Annotated in this window: 13 protein-coding genes; 6 read left to right on the top strand and 7 right to left on the bottom strand. The window is 68.2% G+C overall.

Annotated elements, in window-relative coordinates; translation table 11 throughout:
- Nucleotides 1–12: 12 nt before the first annotated feature.
- The 4 genes from ACWFRF_RS17335 to ACWFRF_RS17320 all read right to left on the bottom strand — a co-directional run bounded on the left by ACWFRF_RS17335 (nt 13) and on the right by ACWFRF_RS17320 (nt 4,608).
- Nucleotides 13–993, bottom strand: coding sequence for an aminoglycoside phosphotransferase family protein (locus ACWFRF_RS17335; RefSeq protein WP_452450862.1), 981 nt, complete (start codon nt 991–993; stop codon nt 13–15).
- Nucleotides 994–1,028: 35 nt separating this feature from the next.
- Nucleotides 1,029–2,609 (bottom strand): protein kinase domain-containing protein, encoded by a 1,581-nt coding sequence (locus tag ACWFRF_RS17330; protein ID WP_452450860.1) that lies wholly within the window; start codon nt 2,607–2,609, stop codon nt 1,029–1,031.
- Between the two features lie 219 nt (nt 2,610–2,828).
- Complete coding sequence (locus tag ACWFRF_RS17325; RefSeq protein ID WP_378633270.1) at nt 2,829–3,785, bottom strand: electron transfer flavoprotein subunit alpha/FixB family protein; 957 nt, start codon at nt 3,783–3,785, stop codon at nt 2,829–2,831.
- Nucleotides 3,786–3,822: 37 nt separating this feature from the next.
- Nucleotides 3,823–4,608, bottom strand: a complete 786-nt coding sequence (locus tag ACWFRF_RS17320; RefSeq protein ID WP_067449214.1) for an electron transfer flavoprotein subunit beta/FixA family protein — start codon at nt 4,606–4,608, stop codon at nt 3,823–3,825.
- 187 nt (nt 4,609–4,795) lie between these two features.
- On the opposite strand from ACWFRF_RS17320, the gene ACWFRF_RS17315 reads away from it, so the two are divergent.
- The 5 genes from ACWFRF_RS17315 to ACWFRF_RS17295 all read left to right on the top strand — a co-directional run bounded on the left by ACWFRF_RS17315 (nt 4,796) and on the right by ACWFRF_RS17295 (nt 10,977).
- Nucleotides 4,796–5,584, top strand: a complete 789-nt coding sequence (locus tag ACWFRF_RS17315; protein WP_452450859.1) for a class I SAM-dependent methyltransferase — start codon at nt 4,796–4,798, stop codon at nt 5,582–5,584.
- On the top strand, nt 5,581–7,125 hold the full coding sequence (locus ACWFRF_RS17310; RefSeq protein ID WP_378991551.1) for a 1,4-alpha-glucan branching protein domain-containing protein: 1,545 nt from the start codon (nt 5,581–5,583) through the stop codon (nt 7,123–7,125). Before ACWFRF_RS17315 ends, ACWFRF_RS17310 begins: the two co-directional genes overlap by 4 nt.
- Nucleotides 7,122–8,375: a glycosyltransferase family 4 protein gene (locus ACWFRF_RS17305; RefSeq protein WP_378991550.1), complete on the top strand. Its 1,254-nt coding sequence runs from the start codon at nt 7,122–7,124 to the stop codon at nt 8,373–8,375. The genes ACWFRF_RS17310 and ACWFRF_RS17305 overlap by 4 nt, the downstream gene beginning before the upstream one ends.
- A gap of 179 nt (nt 8,376–8,554) precedes the next feature.
- Complete coding sequence (locus ACWFRF_RS17300; protein ID WP_452450857.1) at nt 8,555–10,495, top strand: TerD family protein; 1,941 nt, start codon at nt 8,555–8,557, stop codon at nt 10,493–10,495.
- Nucleotides 10,496–10,614: 119 nt separating this feature from the next.
- On the top strand, nt 10,615–10,977 hold the full coding sequence (locus ACWFRF_RS17295; RefSeq protein WP_387447215.1) for a SpoIIAA family protein: 363 nt from the start codon (nt 10,615–10,617) through the stop codon (nt 10,975–10,977).
- 38 nt (nt 10,978–11,015) lie between these two features.
- On the opposite strand, the gene ACWFRF_RS17290 is transcribed toward ACWFRF_RS17295, so the two are convergent.
- Nucleotides 11,016–12,314 (bottom strand): putative glycoside hydrolase, encoded by a 1,299-nt coding sequence (locus ACWFRF_RS17290; RefSeq protein WP_379314151.1) that lies wholly within the window; start codon nt 12,312–12,314, stop codon nt 11,016–11,018.
- A gap of 232 nt (nt 12,315–12,546) precedes the next feature.
- On the opposite strand from ACWFRF_RS17290, the gene ACWFRF_RS17285 reads away from it, so the two are divergent.
- Nucleotides 12,547–13,479 carry a polysaccharide deacetylase family protein gene (locus ACWFRF_RS17285; RefSeq protein WP_452450854.1) on the top strand — a complete coding sequence of 311 codons (933 nt, stop codon included), beginning with the start codon at nt 12,547–12,549 and terminating at the stop codon, nt 13,477–13,479.
- A gap of 51 nt (nt 13,480–13,530) precedes the next feature.
- Here ACWFRF_RS17285 and ACWFRF_RS17280 read toward each other — a convergent pair whose 3' ends face one another.
- The gene (locus ACWFRF_RS17280; protein ID WP_387447212.1) at nt 13,531–14,823 is read right to left on the bottom strand and encodes an outer membrane protein assembly factor BamB family protein; all 1,293 of its coding nucleotides are present in this window, start codon (nt 14,821–14,823) and stop codon (nt 13,531–13,533) included.
- Between the two features lie 60 nt (nt 14,824–14,883).
- Entirely contained in the window at nt 14,884–16,254 is a 1,371-nt protein-coding gene (locus tag ACWFRF_RS17275) for an RNA-guided endonuclease InsQ/TnpB family protein (protein ID WP_452450852.1), read from the bottom strand.
- Nucleotides 16,255–16,263: the final 9 nt, after the last annotated feature.

Genomic DNA, 16,263 nt, shown 5'->3' with positions numbered 1-16,263 from the left:
GGCCCCGGCCGTTCAGGTCGGATCGCCGGATCGCCACGGGTCGCCCGCGAGCGCCGTCGCGACCGCCACGTGCAGTGGCAGAGTGTCGTCGTCGCCGTCCTCGACCGACCAGACGATCTCCTCGATCGCGCGCAGGAAGGCCCAGGCGCCCGCGCGGTCGATCGGAACATCGAGGTGACGCGCGGTCGTGACGACGACGGCGCGCGCGTGTTCGGGGGTCGGCGTCGTCTGGACCTGGATCATGATCAGGAAGCCCGCGTCGAAGGCGGCTTCGCCGAGGCAGGGTTTCGGATCGATCAGCAGCCACGGTTCACGTTCGGCGGCCACGATATTGCCGAGATGGGTGTCGCGGTTGACGATCAGCAGTTCACCGGCCGGCTCGCTCAACTCGGCACACCTGCTCAATGCCCGTTCTCGCAGCAGCGGTGAGAGGTGTTCGGCCAGTGCGGGTTCCGGATCGGCCAGCCGCGCACGGAGACCGGTCACGATATCGGTGGCCATGGGCAGTTCCGGGAAACCGGCGGGAACCGCGGTCCGGGGACGCCGCAGTCGGCGATACAACCCGCAGGCGAACGCCACCTTGTCGGCGTTCTCCGGTCGCCCCTCCAGGCTCGGGAACCCCGGCTGGGTGAGCAATTCCGTGCCCGGACGGGCCCATTCGAGCAGCATCGCACCGCTGGCCGGGTCGAAATCGAGCAGCCGGACCGCACCGTCGCCGGCATAGCTGTGCAGCGCGGTGGCCTCGGCGACGTTCTCCTCGTCGACCATCGGCACCTTCAACACCACCCGTGCCCCGCCCACGCGCCGCGCGGCGGCCACGTAGGCGTGCGTTCCGCCACCGAACGGCGCGGAGAACTCGGTCAGCCCCCACCGAGCGGCCAACCCGGCCACCACCTCGGGCAACGCATCGATCCACCGCGCCCCGGCCGCACCGAACACCGCGCGAACCGTCTCCTCGACCGAAGATGGCAGCACCACACGCCCAGACGACATCAGCCCACCCTACTGATGGCCGCCTGCACCGCGGGTCATCGCCAACGACTCGCGCGCATCGCCTTGCGATAGCGGATCCAGCGCCCGGTCGACGATGATGCCGCGAAACCGACCAGCGCCGCCGCGAGGACGAACACCGCGGCACTGGCGGCGGTGGCGGCGTAGACCTCGCCCACCGCGGACCCGATGACCCCGAACAGCGCGAAGAGCCCGACGAGCACCGCGGTGATGATCGACATGACACGACCGGCGGTGCGCGCGCAGAGCAGCAACACCGCGCCACTGCCGGTGAACGCGACGACAACGGTGAGAATCGCGATCGCGATGAACGACCCGCTCGGATCCTTGCCCCGGTCGATCTCGTCGAGGGTTTCGGTGATGCCGTAGATCAGGAAGGCCGCGATCGACAGACTGAACAGCAGCGTCACGATGCCGACGAAGAACGCGGCGGCCTTCGACGGCTCCGGGCCGCCGACCGGGGCCTGGTACCACTGATTGCCCGCCACCATCGGGTACATCCGCGGATCACCCACCGGCGCACCGTATTCCGCGCGCCCCCAGCCGGGTTGTGGGTGCCCACCGGCGCCCTGCACCTGCGGGCTGTGCTGCTGCACCTGTTCACTGTGACCATACGACGGGAGGACGGGCTGCTGCGGATGTCCGCCGGAGCCGTGCCACTGCCGGGCGGGATCGGTCCACGGTCGCTGCGCGTGTTCACCGGATCCCGAGACCTGGTGCGCGGGGTCGGTCCACGGCCGGCGCACGGTCGGCGCGGCGACATGCCTGCCCTCGAGCGCATCCCGGATCGCCTCGGTGAATTCCGTTGCGCTGCCGAACCGCTCGTCACGCCGCTTGGCCATCGCGCGGGCGATGACGTCGTCGACCGCGGGCGGCAGATCCGTTCTCGCCGTGGTGAGTCGCGGCACCGGGTGCGACAGGTGTCCCGCTACCACCTGGCCGGGGTTGGTCGCGGTATAGGGCGGATGCCCGGCGTACATCGCGAACAGGGTGCAGGCCAGCGAGTACTGGTCGCTGCGGTGGTCGACGATCTCACCGGAGAGCTGCTCGGGCGAGGCGTAGGCGAGGGTGGCGGTGAAGGTACCCGTCGCCGTGAGCTGAGTGTTGGCGGTGGCCACCCGGGCGATCCCGAAATCGGTGAGTACCGCCCGGATTTCACGACCGTGTTCGGCGTCGGCGATCAGGATGTTGCCCGGCTTCACGTCACGGTGCAGCACTCCGTGCTGGTTGGCGTAGTCCAGTGCCGACGCCGTTTCCCCGATCAGGCGCGCGGTGACCCCCGGCTCGTGCGCACGCGAATCCCACGTGGCGGCATCGGTTCCGCGAATGAACTGCATCGCGATCCACAGATACCCGTCATCGCTGCCACGGTCGTACACCCCGACGATGCTCGGATGATCCAGCTGCGCGACAACATCGGCCTCCCGCTCGAACCGCCGCTGCAATTCCTGATCGGCCGAGAACTCCCGATTCAGCAATTTCAGCGCGACACTGCGCGGCAACCGAGGATGCTCGGCCAGATAGACCGTCCCCATCCCCCCTTGCCCGAGCACCCGCTCCAAGCGATATCCAGCGAAGCCCGCCCCCGATTCCAACACGACTCGCACGCTACCCGCCGTCGGCGAGGTCCACCGAAGTACCTGCGCCACACGCCTTCGCGACGGTGGCCGACTCCGCGACCGGCCCCGCTCGATGTTGCGAGGTCGACCGCTCAGCGCCCCGTGCCCGGTCGGGGAAACGGCAACGGCCCGCGAAACCGGGCTGCGCTGGCGCAGGAACGGGTTTCGCGGGCCGAGTCGAACCGGACCGGGTGGTGATCAGCCCTTGTGGGACTTCACGGCTTCGGTCAGCTGCGGCGAGACGTTGAACAGGTCGCCCACGATGCCGTAGTCGGCGATCTCGAAGATGGGCGCTTCCTCGTCCTTGTTGACAGCGACGATGGTCTTCGAGGTCTGCATGCCGGCGCGGTGCTGGATGGCGCCGGAGATGCCCAGTGCGATGTAGAGCTGCGGGGAGACCGTCTTACCGGTCTGACCCACCTGGAACTGGCCCGGGTAGTAGCCCGAGTCGACGGCGGCACGCGAGGCGCCGACAGCGGCACCCAGCGAGTCGGCCAGCGCCTCGACGACCGAGAAGTTCTCGGCGGAACCGACACCGCGGCCACCGGAGACCACGATGCTCGCCTCGGCGAGATCGGGGCGGTCGCCACCGACGATCGGGTCACGCGAGATGACCTTCACGACGCCGTCTTCCTGCGCCGGAACCTCGACGACGACCTGCTCGCCCGCGCCGGCCTGCGGAGCGGCCTCGATGGCGCCGGGGCGCACCGAGATCACCGGCACGTCGCCGGTGGCCTTGGCCTCGACGGTGAACGCGCCACCGAAGATGGAGTGCACAGCGGAGCCGTCGGCGTTGACGCCGATGACGTCGACGAGCAGGCCGGAGCCGATGCGCGCGGCAAGGCGGCCCGACACCTCCTTGCCCTCGGCGGAGGCGGCGACCAGCACGGCGGCGGGCGCGGCGGAATCGACCAGGCCGGCCAGGACGTCGACCTTCGGGGTGACCAGGAAGCCCTCGATGTCGTCGGACTCGGCGACGTAGATCTTCTCGGCGCCACCGGCAGCCAGCGCGGCGGCCAGCTTGTCGGCGGTACCGGCGGGACCGGTCACGACGGCGGCGGGCTCGCCCAGCGCACGGGCGGCGGTGAGCAGTTCGGTGCTGACCTTCTTCACGGCACCGTCGGCGTGCTCGATGAGCACAAGTACTTCAGCCATTAGTTCTTTCTCCTTGGAAGTCTCGGACGGCGCCGGATCAGATGATCTTCTGACCGATGAGGTAGGACGCGATCTGGTTGCCGCCCTCGCCCTCGTCCGCGATCTTCTCGCCCGCGGTGCGAGCCGGCTTCGGGGTGGCACCGGTGACCTGGGTGCCCGCGTTGGCGACACCGACGGTCTCCGGGTCGACGCCCAGATCGGCCAGGGTGAAGACCAGAACTTCCTTCTTCTTCGCGGCCATGATGCCCTTGAAGGAGGGGAAGCGAGGCTCGTTGATCTTCTCGGTGACCGAGACGATCGCAGGCAGGGACGCCTCGAGCTTGAAGACACCTTCGTCGGTCTCCCGCTCGCCGGTGATCTTGTCGCCGTCGACGGTGAGCTTGCGCAGGTGCGTCAGCTGCGGGATGCCGATGTACTCCGCGATGATCGCGGGCACGGCACCGGCGCGGCCGTCGGTGGCCTCGTTACCGGCGATGACCAGCTCGACACCCTCGACCTGGCCGAGCGCGGCGGCCAGCACGTAGGCGGTCTGCACGGCGTCGGAGCCGTGGATCGCCGGGTCGTTGATGTGGATGGCCTTGTCGGCGCCCATGGACAGCGCCTTGCGGATGGCCTCGTTGGCGCGGTCGGGACCGGCGGCCAGCACGGTGACCTCACCGCCCTGGGCCTCCTTGATCAGCAGCGCTTCCTCGACGGCGCGCTCGTTGATCTCGTCGAGCACCGCGTCGGCGGCCTCGCGGTCGAGGGTGTAGTCACCATCGGTCAGCTTGCGCTCGGACCAGGTGTCGGGGACCTGCTTGATGAGTACGACGATGTTCGGCATCGGTCTTCGTCGACCTCCTTCTGGGGACACGTGTGTGGTGGGGCCGCACGAGCTGAGCCGTACGTCCGTGTGAGATATCTAGCTCAGATCGGAACACTACCCTACGCTAAGTTACCCGTGGGTAACCTACCTGCGCAAGAGGTCCCTGACTCCTGCGTGAACCGGCGGTACCAGTAACCTCGGACCAATGAGCGAGGCTGTGATCCCTGCCGCACCCGTGGCCGCCACACATGAACCACTGCCGTTGACCGGCGAGCGGACGGTGCCCGGCATCGCCGAGGAGAACTACTGGTTCCGTCGGCACGAGATCGCCTATGCCCGCCTGCTCGATCGGTGCACCGGCAAGATCGTGCTCGAGGCGGGCTCGGGCGAGGGCTACGGCGCCGACATGATCGCGGGCGTCGCCCAGCGCGTCACCGGTCTGGACTACGACGAGAGCGCCGTCGCGCACGTCCGCGCGCGCTACCCGCGCGTGCAGATGATCCAGGGCAACCTCGCCTCGCTGCCCCTCGACGACGAGTCCGTCGACGTCGTGGTGAATTTCCAAGTCATCGAACATCTCTGGGACCAGGGACAGTTCCTGCGCGAGTGCCTGCGCGTGCTGCGCCCCGGCGGCGTGCTGCTGATCAGCACCCCGAATCGCATCACCTTCTCCCCCGGTCGCGACACCCCCCTCAACCCGTTCCACACCCGCGAACTCAACGCCGCCGAGCTGACCGAACTGCTCGTCGAGGCCGGGTTCACCGTCTCCGAGATGCTGGGCGTGCACCACGGCGCGAGCCTGAAAGCGCTGGACGCCAAGCACGGTGGGTCGTTCATCGACGCCCAGATCGAGCGCGCGCTGGCCGGTGAGCCGTGGCCCGCCGACCTCACCGCCGACGTCGCCGCCGTCACCATCGATGATTTCGACCTGCGCGCGGGCGATATCGACGCGAGCCTGGATCTGGTCGCGATCGCCGAAAAGGCACCACGTTGACCGATTCCCGCTCCGCCGTGCCGGGCCAGTTCACGCTGGTCCTGCACTCCCACTTGCCGTGGCTCGCCCATCACGGGCGCTGGCCGGTCGGCGAGGAATGGCTCTACCAGTCCTGGGCCGCGTCCTATCTGCCGCTGGTCAAGGTGCTGAAAAATCTTGCCGCCGAAGGCCGTTCGCATCTACTGAGCCTCGGCATCACACCGGTGCTCGCCGCGCAGCTCGACGATCCACACTGCCTCGCGGGCATGCACCATTGGCTGGGCAACTGGCAGTTGCGCGCCGACGAGGCGTCGATGTCGGGGAATGTGGCGCTGGGCCGTCACGAACATCGGCTCGCCGCGACCGCGCTGGCCGATTTCGAACAGAACTGGCAGCACGGCGGTTCGCCGGTCTGGCGTTCGCTGATCGACGCCGACGCGATCGAACTGCTCGGCGGACCGCTGGCGCACCCGTTCCAGCCGCTGCTCGATCCGCGCCTGCGCCAGTTCCAGCTCACCGAGGGCCTGGCCGACGCGCGCCTGCGCTGGGGCACCACACCGACCGGCATCTGGGCACCCGAATGCGGCTACACGCCCGGCATGGAACGGGGCTACGACGCCGCGGGCATCACCCACTTCATGGTCGACGGCCCTTCGCTGCGCGGCGACACCTCGCTCGGCAGGCCGGTCCGCGATTCCGAGGTCGTGGCCTTCGGGCGCGACCTGGCCGTGAGTTACCGGGTCTGGTCGCCGAAACAGGGCTACCCGGGCCAGAGCGCCTACCGCGATTTCCACCACTACGACCACGCGACCGGGCTCAAACCCTCGCGCGTCACGGGCAAGACCGTCGACGGTCCTGACAAGGCCCCTTACGATCCCGAGCTGGCGGCCGAAGCGGTCACCCGCGACGTCGCCGACTTCGTCGAGACCGTCCGTGCCCGGCTGATCGAGGAGTCCGCGCGGATCGGCAGGCCCGCCCTCGTGGTGGCCGCGTTCGACACCGAGCTGTTCGGGCACTGGTGGCACGAAGGGCCGCAGTGGCTCGAACAAGTGCTGCGCGCGCTGCCCGAAGCGGGGGTGAACGTCGGCACCCTCGCCGATGCCCGCGAGAAGGGCTTCGTCGGCGAACCTGTGCAGCTCAACGACTCCTCGTGGGGTTCGGGCAAGGACTGGCGGGTCTGGGCGGGCGACCAGGTCGCCGACCTCGTCGCGCTCAACGCCGACATCGTTCGCCTGGCCTTGGACACCCTCGACAAAGTGCGCCGCGACGGATCCCTGCGCGACCCGGTCGCCGATCAGTTGCTGCGTGAGGCGATTCTCACGGTGTCCAGCGACTGGGCGTTCATGGTCAGCAAGGACTCCGCCGCCGGGTACGCGCGCGATCGGGCGCACGAACACGCGCACGCCGTCAGGGAGCTCGCCGAGGCGATCGGCGCCGGTCAGTTCGCCAAAGCGACCCGTCTCGCGGCAGGATGGGCGATGGCCGACGGATTCTTCCCTGGTCTGGACGCGCGGCGGTTGCCGACCGTCGTCCCGTCGGCCGCCGCTGAAGGATCCGCATGAAGATTTTGATGGTGTCGTGGGAGTACCCGCCGGTCGTGGTCGGTGGGCTCGGTCGGCATGTGCATCACCTGGCCGTCGAGCTGGCCGCGGCCGGTCACGAGGTCGTGGTGCTGGCCCGCCGCCCGACGGGGACCGATTCGGTCACTCACCCCACCCACTCCTACATCGCCGACGGCGTGCTCGTCGTCGCGGTGGCCGAAGACCCGCCGTGCTTCGACTTCGGCGAGGACATGCTCGCCTGGACACTGGCCATGGGGCACGCGATGGTGCGTGCCGGGGTAGCGCTCGGCAAGCCCGGCGTCGGAGAGGGCTGGACGCCCGATGTGGTGCACGCGCACGACTGGCTCGTCGCGCACCCGTCCATCGCGCTCGCCGAGTACTACGACGTGCCGCTCGTCTCGACGATCCACGCCACCGAGGCCGGCCGTCACAGCGGCTGGGTGTCGGGCCGGGTCAACAAGCAGGTCCACTCGGTGGAGTGGTGGCTGACCAACGAGTCCGATCAGCTCATCACCTGCTCGACCTCCATGCAGGACGAAGTCGACCGGCTCTACGGGCCCGAGCTCGCGCCGATCACGGTGATCCGCAACGGCATCGACGTCGGCTCGTGGACCTTCCGTTCCCGCGCGCCGCGCTCCGGCCCGCCGCGCCTGCTCTACGTCGGCCGCCTCGAGTACGAGAAGGGTGTGCAGGACGCGATCGCCGCTCTCCCCCGCATCCGCCGCGCCCACCCCGGCACCACGCTCACCGTCGCCGGTGTCGGCACCCAGTTCGAGTGGCTGCGTGAACGCGCCCGCGTGCACCGCGTCGCCCGCGCGGTCCACTTCGTCGGCAGCCTCGGCCACGACGAACTCCTCGGCTGGCTGCACGGCGCCGACGCGATCGTCCTGCCGAGCCGCTACGAACCCTTCGGCATCGTCGCCCTCGAGGCCGCCGCCGCGGGTGTCCCCCTGATCGCCTCCACCGCAGGCGGTTTGGGCGAAGCGGTGATCGACGGCGTCACCGGCGCGTCCTTCGCCCCCGCCGACATCGACGGCCTGGTAGACGCCACCCGCGCCGTCCTCGACGACCCGTCCACCGCCCAGGCCCGCGCCCACACCGCCCGCGAACGCCTCACCGCCGACTTCGCCTGGGACGTGGTAGCCGCCGAAACCGCCCAGGTCTACACCGCCGCCAAACGCCGAGTCCGCACCTCCCTCGGCCGCCCGGACATCGTGGAAAGACCCCTACCGGAACGCGATCCGAAGTAACCCCACCCCTTTCCATTCGGGCGATCATTCAAACGTGATCCGTGTAACAGAGTAGGTTTCGCCGCCGACAACCCTCGGCACCGTCATGCCATCGCGGTGTGCGCCAAGGGGGTCAGCGAGCGGGTCGGCTGCATCAGCCTTGCGACTGAACGCCGACCTTCGAAGGGTGAACCGCCACTGTGTCGTCTCCGCTGCTGTCCAAGGGCCAGAACATTCCGCTTCCCGAGGATGTCGACCGCGTCGACATCGTGATCGGCTGGCCGGAACCCGAGATCGAAGTCGACGCCTCCGCGCTGCTACTCGGCGCCGACCGGCGCGTCGGGTCCGATGCCGACTTCGTCTTCTACAACCAGACCGAATCACCCGACGGCTCAGTATGTTTCCTCGGAACGAGTGCCACCGAGGAAGGAAAGCAAGCCAGGATCTCGATCGACCTGTCGGCGGTTCCCGTGCACGTCCACACCATCGCCTTGGCGGGCAGCGTCGGTGAGGGGACATTCGGTGCGCTGGGCAAACTCGCGTTCCACGTCATCGATCCGGCCGGGCATTCGCTGGCCGAATATCTCACCGCCGACGCGGACACGGAGTCGGCATTCGTCTTCGGCGAGGTGTATCGGCGCGACGGCAACTGGAAGGTGCGGGCTGTCGGGCAGGGCTGGGAGTCGGGCCTGTCCGGGCTGGCAACCGATTTCGGGGTCACTGTCGAGGACCCTGCGCCAGCACCCGCTGAGCCGGAAGTCGTTGTCCCCGAGACCCCCGCCGTGCAAACACCGTCGCGCGGAGTAGCGACCACCAAGCGCGTGGTGCGCAAAACCAAGCCGATCGAATTCAGGCAGGCCGAATCGGATACGTGGCAACCCGCTCGGTTGTTCTCGGTCGTCGGGGTCGGCGCGGGCGAGGAACAGGAACGGCGCACCACCTCCGCACTCATCGCCACCATGCAGGCCGTACGTCCGTTCGCCCGGGCCATCTGTGCCCGAATGGGCGCGCCCGCAGGGGCTTTCGAGGGCTATCTCGAGGTGCAGTACGAATCGGGCGATACCAAAGTCATCCCGGACGCGGTGTTGAAGGTGAGTCGCGGTGCCAAGCAGTGGACCGGGCTGCTGGAAGTGAAGACGGGCAACGGCAAGCTCCGGCGAGATCAGCTGGAGAGCTACCTCGACGTCGCGCGGCGAAAGAAGTACGACGCCGTCGTCAGCCTGTCCAACGACATCCCCGCCGGACCGGGCGAACTACCCGTCCAAGTCGACCGCCGCAAGCTGACGAAGGTGGCACTGCGCCACCTGTCGTGGGCCGAAGTGGCCCACGAGGCGCGCATGCTCACCACACACGGTGGCATCGACGACGCACTGCAAGCCTGGATTCTCGCCGAATTCCTGCGCTTTCTCGATCATCCCCGTTCGGGTGCGGCCGAGTTCGTCGACATGGGCAGACACTGGGTCACCGTCCGTGACGCCGTCACCCAGGGAACTCTGCGGGCGGGTGACGCGAAAGCACTGACGGTCGCCGACACGTGGGTGTCGCTGTGCAGGCATCTCGCGCTGCGACTCACCGCCGAACTCGGTGTCGAGGTCAAGCATGTCCTCGCCCGCAAGTTCCAGTCGGATCCGGCGGTGCGGGCCGCCGCCGTCGCCGAACGGCTGGCCACCGACGGTTCGTTCGAGGCCGTCCTGCGCATCCCCGAAACCGCCGGCGACCTCACCGTCATCGCCGATGTGCGGACGAACAAGGTCCGCTGCCGCACCACCATCGCCGCACCCGACGAGGGCACGCAAGGCCGCCGTGTGTCGTGGCTGACCAAACAGCTCACCGATGCGCCCGGCCGCGTCCAGGTCGAAGCCGTCTTCGCCGAGCGTGGCAACGAAACGTGCGAATTCCTCGACACCGTTCGCACCACGCCCAAGTCACTCATCGATGGCCGCACCAGCCCGATCGTCTCGTTCACCCTCGAGCAGACCTTCCCGATGGGCAACAAACGCTCGGGCACCGCGGCCAGCTTCATCGCCAGCGTCACCACCGCCACCGACGCCTTCTACGGCGCCGTGATGCAACCGCTGCGTGAGTGGGTCCCCGCGGCCCCGAAACAGGCCGGCCTGGACCCGACGGAAACAGCCGAGTAGTTCGATGGCCGCTCGGAGGAGGTTCTGGGCGGTTCATCCGCGATGGGTGAGGTGGGGGGCGGTGGGGCGGGTCTAGGGTCGCGGAGTCTGGACCTATGTCTTCGAGTCGAGGAGAGCCGATGCCTTTGCAGCCGATTTCTGATCTGCCCGCGGCGACCATCGGGTTCCGGGCCAGTGGGACGGTGACTGCCGACGACTACGCGACGGTGCTCGATCCGGCGATCAGGGAAGCCGTCGAGCGGGAAGAGCCGGTCAATCTGGTGTATGTGCTCGGCGAGGACTTCGACAGGTACTCGCTGGGGGCGATGGCGAAGGATCTGGAGTTGGTGAAGGTGCCGCGGGATGCGTGGGGGCGGATCGCGCTGGTCACCGATCATCGGATGTTGGGCGAGGCTGTGCATCTGTTCGGGTTTCTGATCCCGGCGCAGGTGCGGGTGTTCGCGCTGGCCGACGAGAGCGATGCGCTCGCCTGGGTGCAGTGAGCGGCGCGGCGTCGGCTCGGCAGGCACCCTGCTCCGGCTCAGGCCGGTTGGAGGCCGCCGCCGTGGTAGCGGGTGGCGGCGTTCCAGAGGAAGAAGCTGTCGATGCCCGCGTCTCGGGTGGCGTCGATCTGGGCGCGGAGTTCGGCGTCGCCGTAGGTGACGCCGAGGCTGAAGTCCTGGAGCCACGGGGCCACTTTCGCGCCGGTGCCCGCCGTGGCCGCCGTGAAGTCTTGCAGTGAGCGGAAGATGATGTCGTAGGGCTGGGCGTTGGGGTTCGCGACGCCGTATTCGCCGGGGCCCCAATGCGACGGGTAGATCATGGGCGCGACGAAGTCGACGCTGCGGGCGATGAGCGGGATGTCCTGGGCGATCTCGTCCGGGCGGGTGGAGGCGATTCCGTAGACCGCGGCGCTCAGGTGCGCGCCCGCGAGGTGCACGGGGTAGCGGCTCTCGGCGAGGAAGCCCGCGACCGCGGCGGCGGGGGTGTCGGTGAGGCCGGTGAAACGCATGCTGTTCAGGCTGCCGTCGGGGCGGCGGACGTAGTCGTACATGATGCCGTCGAAGCCGAGTCGCGCTGCCTCGACCGCGAGATCGATGTTGTATCCACGCACGTCGGGGTTGGCGAAATTGGTGAAGGCGATCGGGCCGTAGTGGCTGGAATAGGGTTGCCCGGAAGGATTCTGGACAACCCAGTCGGGTCGGCCGTTGTGCCAGGCCCAGCCCGCGAGAGTCGGATCGCGGAATGCGACGATGCGCCCGACCACCCGCAGGCCCATATCGTGCAATTGCCGCAGAGCTGCCGGGGCATCGTAGATCGCCGCGGCGGCACCGGATTCGAGAGCGAGCGGCACCTGGGAGGCGTAGCCGATCACGCCGTCCTCGTCCTTGATATCGAGCTGCACGGTATCGATACGGCCCTCACGGGCAAGATCGAGAACAGCTTCGCGCAGTCCCTCGTGCGACCAGGCGTGCGCGGTGACATGCACCGCGCGCATCCTCGGTAGCGTGCTCGACGTGACCGCGGTGCTGCTGGTCTGATTGCCGTCGGCGTCCGTCGCGACGACCTCGAAAGCGGGGGCCCATCGCACCGAGAGTTCGAATGTCCCGTCCGCGGCGGGGACCACCGAATCGGGGCCGATGGACACGCGAGCCGCGTCGATCGCGGTGCCGCGCACCACGACCGGCGCGCGATAGGAGCTCACCGGATCGGTCGGTGTCATCCGCAGCGTCGGCGGCACGGTGTCGGCGACAGGCGACTCCGCGGATCTACTCAGCGCGAATCCGGCTACCAGGGAGACCACCAGCGACGCGAGGGCGACACCGATAACGGGAGCCATCCATCGCCGTCGATCGGCCGATCGGAGCTGCCATTCCACCGTCAACACCGCCTTTCAAAACCATTGACACGCCAACTATTTCGCAGTTCCGACGCGGCGTACTCGGTATCGATAGATCGACTGTAATCCGTCGCCGCGGCGTAATATCGCATTGATGATGGGCGGTTCGAACACAATGTTTCGGCTCGTGTCGGCGGCAGCGCTGGCGGCCGCACTCACAGCCTGTACCGCAGTGAACAATGCCGCGGTTCCGGCGCACACGACGGTGCCGGTGACGACGGCGAAACCGGCACCGCCGAATCCCGCCGAGATCGCCGCCAACGAACTGGGATTCGTCCCGGTCCTGATGTATCACCAGATCACCCCGAATCCGGCAGGCGAATACGACCAGACCCCGGCGGAATTCCGGGACGAACTCGAACGGCTGTACCGCGAGAACTACCGCCCGGTCACCGCCGCGCGATACATCTCCGGCGACCTCGACCTGCCCGCCGGTACCCACCCGGTGGTACTCACCTTCGACGATTCCACCGGCAGCCAACTCGGCTTCACCGACACCGGCGCGGTGGCACCGGACAGTGCCGCGGGCATTCTCGCCGAGTTCGGGGCCCGTTACCCCGACTTCCGCCCGGTGGCCACCTTCTACGTGAACAACGAGCCCTTCGGGGCAGACCCGCGCGCGCTGCCGTGGCTGGTCGCGAACGGCCACGAAATAGGCGCGCACACAGCCGATCACGCCAACCTCGCGAGCCTGGACGCCGACGGCGTGCAACGCGAACTGGTGCAGAACGTGCGCGCGGTGACCACGGCGGCGCCCGGAGCGGCCGTGCGCACCATGGCGCTACCGCTCGGCGTCCATCCCCGCGATCACGCACTGGCCACGGCAGGCCACTGGGACGGCACCTCCTACCGCTTCGACGCCGTGATGCTGGTGGGCTCCAACCCCGCCCCCGCCCCCTACGGCGCGGTCGACCCCGGCGGGGTGCCGCGCATCCGATCGGGCCGGGGTGCGGTCCCGTTCGATTCGGCCTATTGGCTCGACTGGCTCGCCGCGAACCCGGACCAGCGCTATACCGCCGACGGCGATCCGGCGCGCATCTCCTTCACCCGGCAGCGCGCGACGGAACTCGACGCGCGCTGGCTGGACCGAGCCAACCCGTACTGAGGCGATTCAGGCGTACCTCGTCCGTGCGCGGCGGAAGAAGCCCGCGGGTACTCAGGCGTCCGGGGTGAAGGCGAAGATCTCACCGAGGCGGGTGGCGACGACGACTTCACCTTCCGGACCGATGGAGGTGCCCGTGGTGGTGCCGGTGGCGGCCGGCAGTGGGTCGGAGTCGATGGTGTTGCCGGTGGTGGTGTCGAAGGTGATGAGACTCAGGCCCGCGCCGATGGCGGCGACGGTGTAGCCGATATCGCCCGCGGTGTGTGCCGGGGTGCCGCGCAGGGCGAGATCCTTGCGTTCCCAGACGATCTCGGCCTTGTCGTCCTTGTCGCGCAGCGCGGTCAGGTAACCGTCGTCGCCCGCCGGGATGATCAGGTCGCCCGCCACGGAAATGCCGCCCTGCGGCGCCCACGGCAACGGCTGGGTCCAGCGGGTGGCGCCGTCGGTGGTGTTCAGGGCGATCAGGCGCTTGCTGTTGTCGCCGATGTAGACGGTGTCGCCGTCGGCGGAGAGGGAGGGGCTGGTCGCGCTGCCGCCGGTGAGGACTTCGGCGCTCCACTCCTGGGTCACGGCGCCGTCGGCGTAGCGCATCGCGCGCAGAGCGGCGGCCTGCTTGCCCGGCTCCCAGACGGTGACGAAGAAGCGGCCGGTCGACGGGTCGACGGCGGTGGTGTTGGCGACGGCGCAGCGGGGACCACCCGTCTGGCAGTCGTCGAGCCCGTCGCCGGACGCGGGACGGGTGAGACCGGGGTACTTCAGGAAGTCGGGTTCACCGAGCAGCTGCAGGGTCGGTACCACCCGACCGCCGGTCTGCCGGCTCAGCACGTCGACCTGACCGGACTGCGTCACCGTCAGCACGTTGCCGTCGCCGGTGAACTGGATCGCCACCGGCACGCCCGCCACCGGGGTGCGCCACCGCGGCTGCCCGAGGTAGTTGAACGAATTCACCGCGCCGTCGTCACCGACGTACACATTGCTGACTCCGTCGAGCACGGTCGGCGCTTCGATCGTCGACGGGCCGAGCGGGTTGCAGAAGCGTTTGCGGCCGGTGAGCATCTGAAAGGAGAAGATCGCACAGTTGCCGGTGCTCGTGGTGACGAACATCTGGCCCTCGGCGCCGATCGTCAACGGCTGGGCGATCGGGCCGCCCACCGGACGTGACCAGCTCAGCGACATCGAGTCCGCACCCCGCACCGGGCTGCCGCTCGCGTTGCTGCCATCGTGATGCGTTGCCGGCCAGCCTTTTCCGGCGCCGACCGTGATGTCGTCCACATCCGTGCCGCACCCGGCCAGCGCCACCACACCGGCGGCAGCGAGCGAGGCAACGACGCGAGTCCGAGTTCGCACTGCTGATCTCCCTGTGTATTGACGTCCTCCCGCGGATGGCACCGGGGATTCCAACCGCTTTCAAGCGGCAGTTGGAGCGGTAGTCCCTCGCGGGATGTCCGCCTTGGATTCCTGCTTCATAGACCGACTAGCGCTGAGGTCTCCACAAGCTGTGACCGCACGCCCTGCGGCCAGAATATTTCGTGCGGCATTCACATCCGCGTTCAGGGTGTGACCGCAATGGGCACACCGGAACAGCGCTTGGCTCTTGCGCGATTCCGGATCCACTACTCCACATGCCGAACACATTTGCGACGTGAAAGCTGCGGGTACCACCACGATCCGTGTGCCCGTGTATCGAGCTTGGCCGGCCAGCGCAAGCTGCAACCGACGCCACCCTTTCGCAAGGATCGCCCTGTTCAGACCAGCCTTCTGCCGCACATTCACACCCGGAACTACCGCCGTGCCTCGCGCACTGCGGGTCATGTTCGTGATTTTCAAGTCCTCCACTGCCACCAGCGAATTCGCTGTCGTGAGTCGATGCGCAGTCTGTTCACAGAAGTCGGTACGGCGATCCCGCTCCCGCGCACGGATGCTACGCATCCGTGACAGGGTCTTGCTCCGGTTGGCGGAGCCCTTCTTTTGCCGCGCCAACTGCTGCTGTAACCGCCGGTAGCGTTTCGTTTCCCCAGCTGTGGCGAATACCCGGTCGACCATGACGCCGTCGGAACACGCCACGGCGACCTTCACGCCACGATCCACGCCCACTGCGGAATCAGGTGCAGAATGCTGCTGTGGGGTCACCAGTCCATCCTCAACGATGAACGACACCATCCATCTGCCACCATCCCGCGACACCGTCGCGTTACGGACCTTTCCACCTACTGCCCGTGACATCCGGAACCGCACCCACCCGAGTTTGGGCAGCTTCACCCGACCCCACCGCTTGTTCAGCCGTTCGACGACCATCTTGCCGCCCTCCGGGAACCGGAACGATGGAACCCACCGTCGCGCCGAACGAAACCGCACTTTCCATGTCCCGTGCTCGCGACACGCCTTATCCAGATCCATCAGGGTCTGCTGCAAGCAATGCCCCGGCGCGGCTTTCAACCACGTGTGGTCGGCCTTCGCCGACGCGAGCTCGCCCGCTTGCCGGTGGTAGTCGATCCAACCATCGCGGCGCCGGTAATCGCGCCGCTGCTCCAAACCGGTATTCCACACAGCCCGGCACACCGCAGCGAACCGCTCAGCGCAAACTTGCTGCTCAGCAGTGAGTTCGAGGCGGTACCGTCGACCGGTCAACATGCCGTCGATACACCGTTGCTGCAGCTCGACATCCGAACGCCCTATCTGCTCGCGCCGTTGATCGGGGTATGGCACGGTAAGTGTGCCCTGCGAAAGTACTCTGTGTACCCGACGACCGAATCCCCGGGGCAGGCCCGGTGCGATCATGACGGGAGA

Source organism: Nocardia sp. NPDC055165 (assembly GCF_053606985.1).
This window is presented reverse-complemented; position numbering and strand designations above follow the sequence as displayed.

Coding starts and splice junctions, on each gene's coding strand:
- ACWFRF_RS17335 (WP_452450862.1), bottom strand. CDS start 993: ATGTCGTCTGGGCGTGTGGTGCTGCCATCTTCGGTCGAGGAGACGGTT.
- ACWFRF_RS17325 (WP_378633270.1), bottom strand. CDS start 3,785: ATGGCTGAAGTACTTGTGCTCATCGAGCACGCCGACGGTGCCGTGAAG.
- ACWFRF_RS17320 (WP_067449214.1), bottom strand. CDS start 4,608: ATGCCGAACATCGTCGTACTCATCAAGCAGGTCCCCGACACCTGGTCC.
- ACWFRF_RS17315 (WP_452450859.1), top strand. CDS start 4,796: ATGAGCGAGGCTGTGATCCCTGCCGCACCCGTGGCCGCCACACATGAA.
- ACWFRF_RS17305 (WP_378991550.1), top strand. CDS start 7,122: ATGAAGATTTTGATGGTGTCGTGGGAGTACCCGCCGGTCGTGGTCGGT.
- ACWFRF_RS17295 (WP_387447215.1), top strand. CDS start 10,615: ATGCCTTTGCAGCCGATTTCTGATCTGCCCGCGGCGACCATCGGGTTC.
- ACWFRF_RS17290 (WP_379314151.1), bottom strand. CDS start 12,314: ATGGCTCCCGTTATCGGTGTCGCCCTCGCGTCGCTGGTGGTCTCCCTG.
- ACWFRF_RS17275 (WP_452450852.1), bottom strand. CDS start 16,254: ATGATCGCACCGGGCCTGCCCCGGGGATTCGGTCGTCGGGTACACAGA.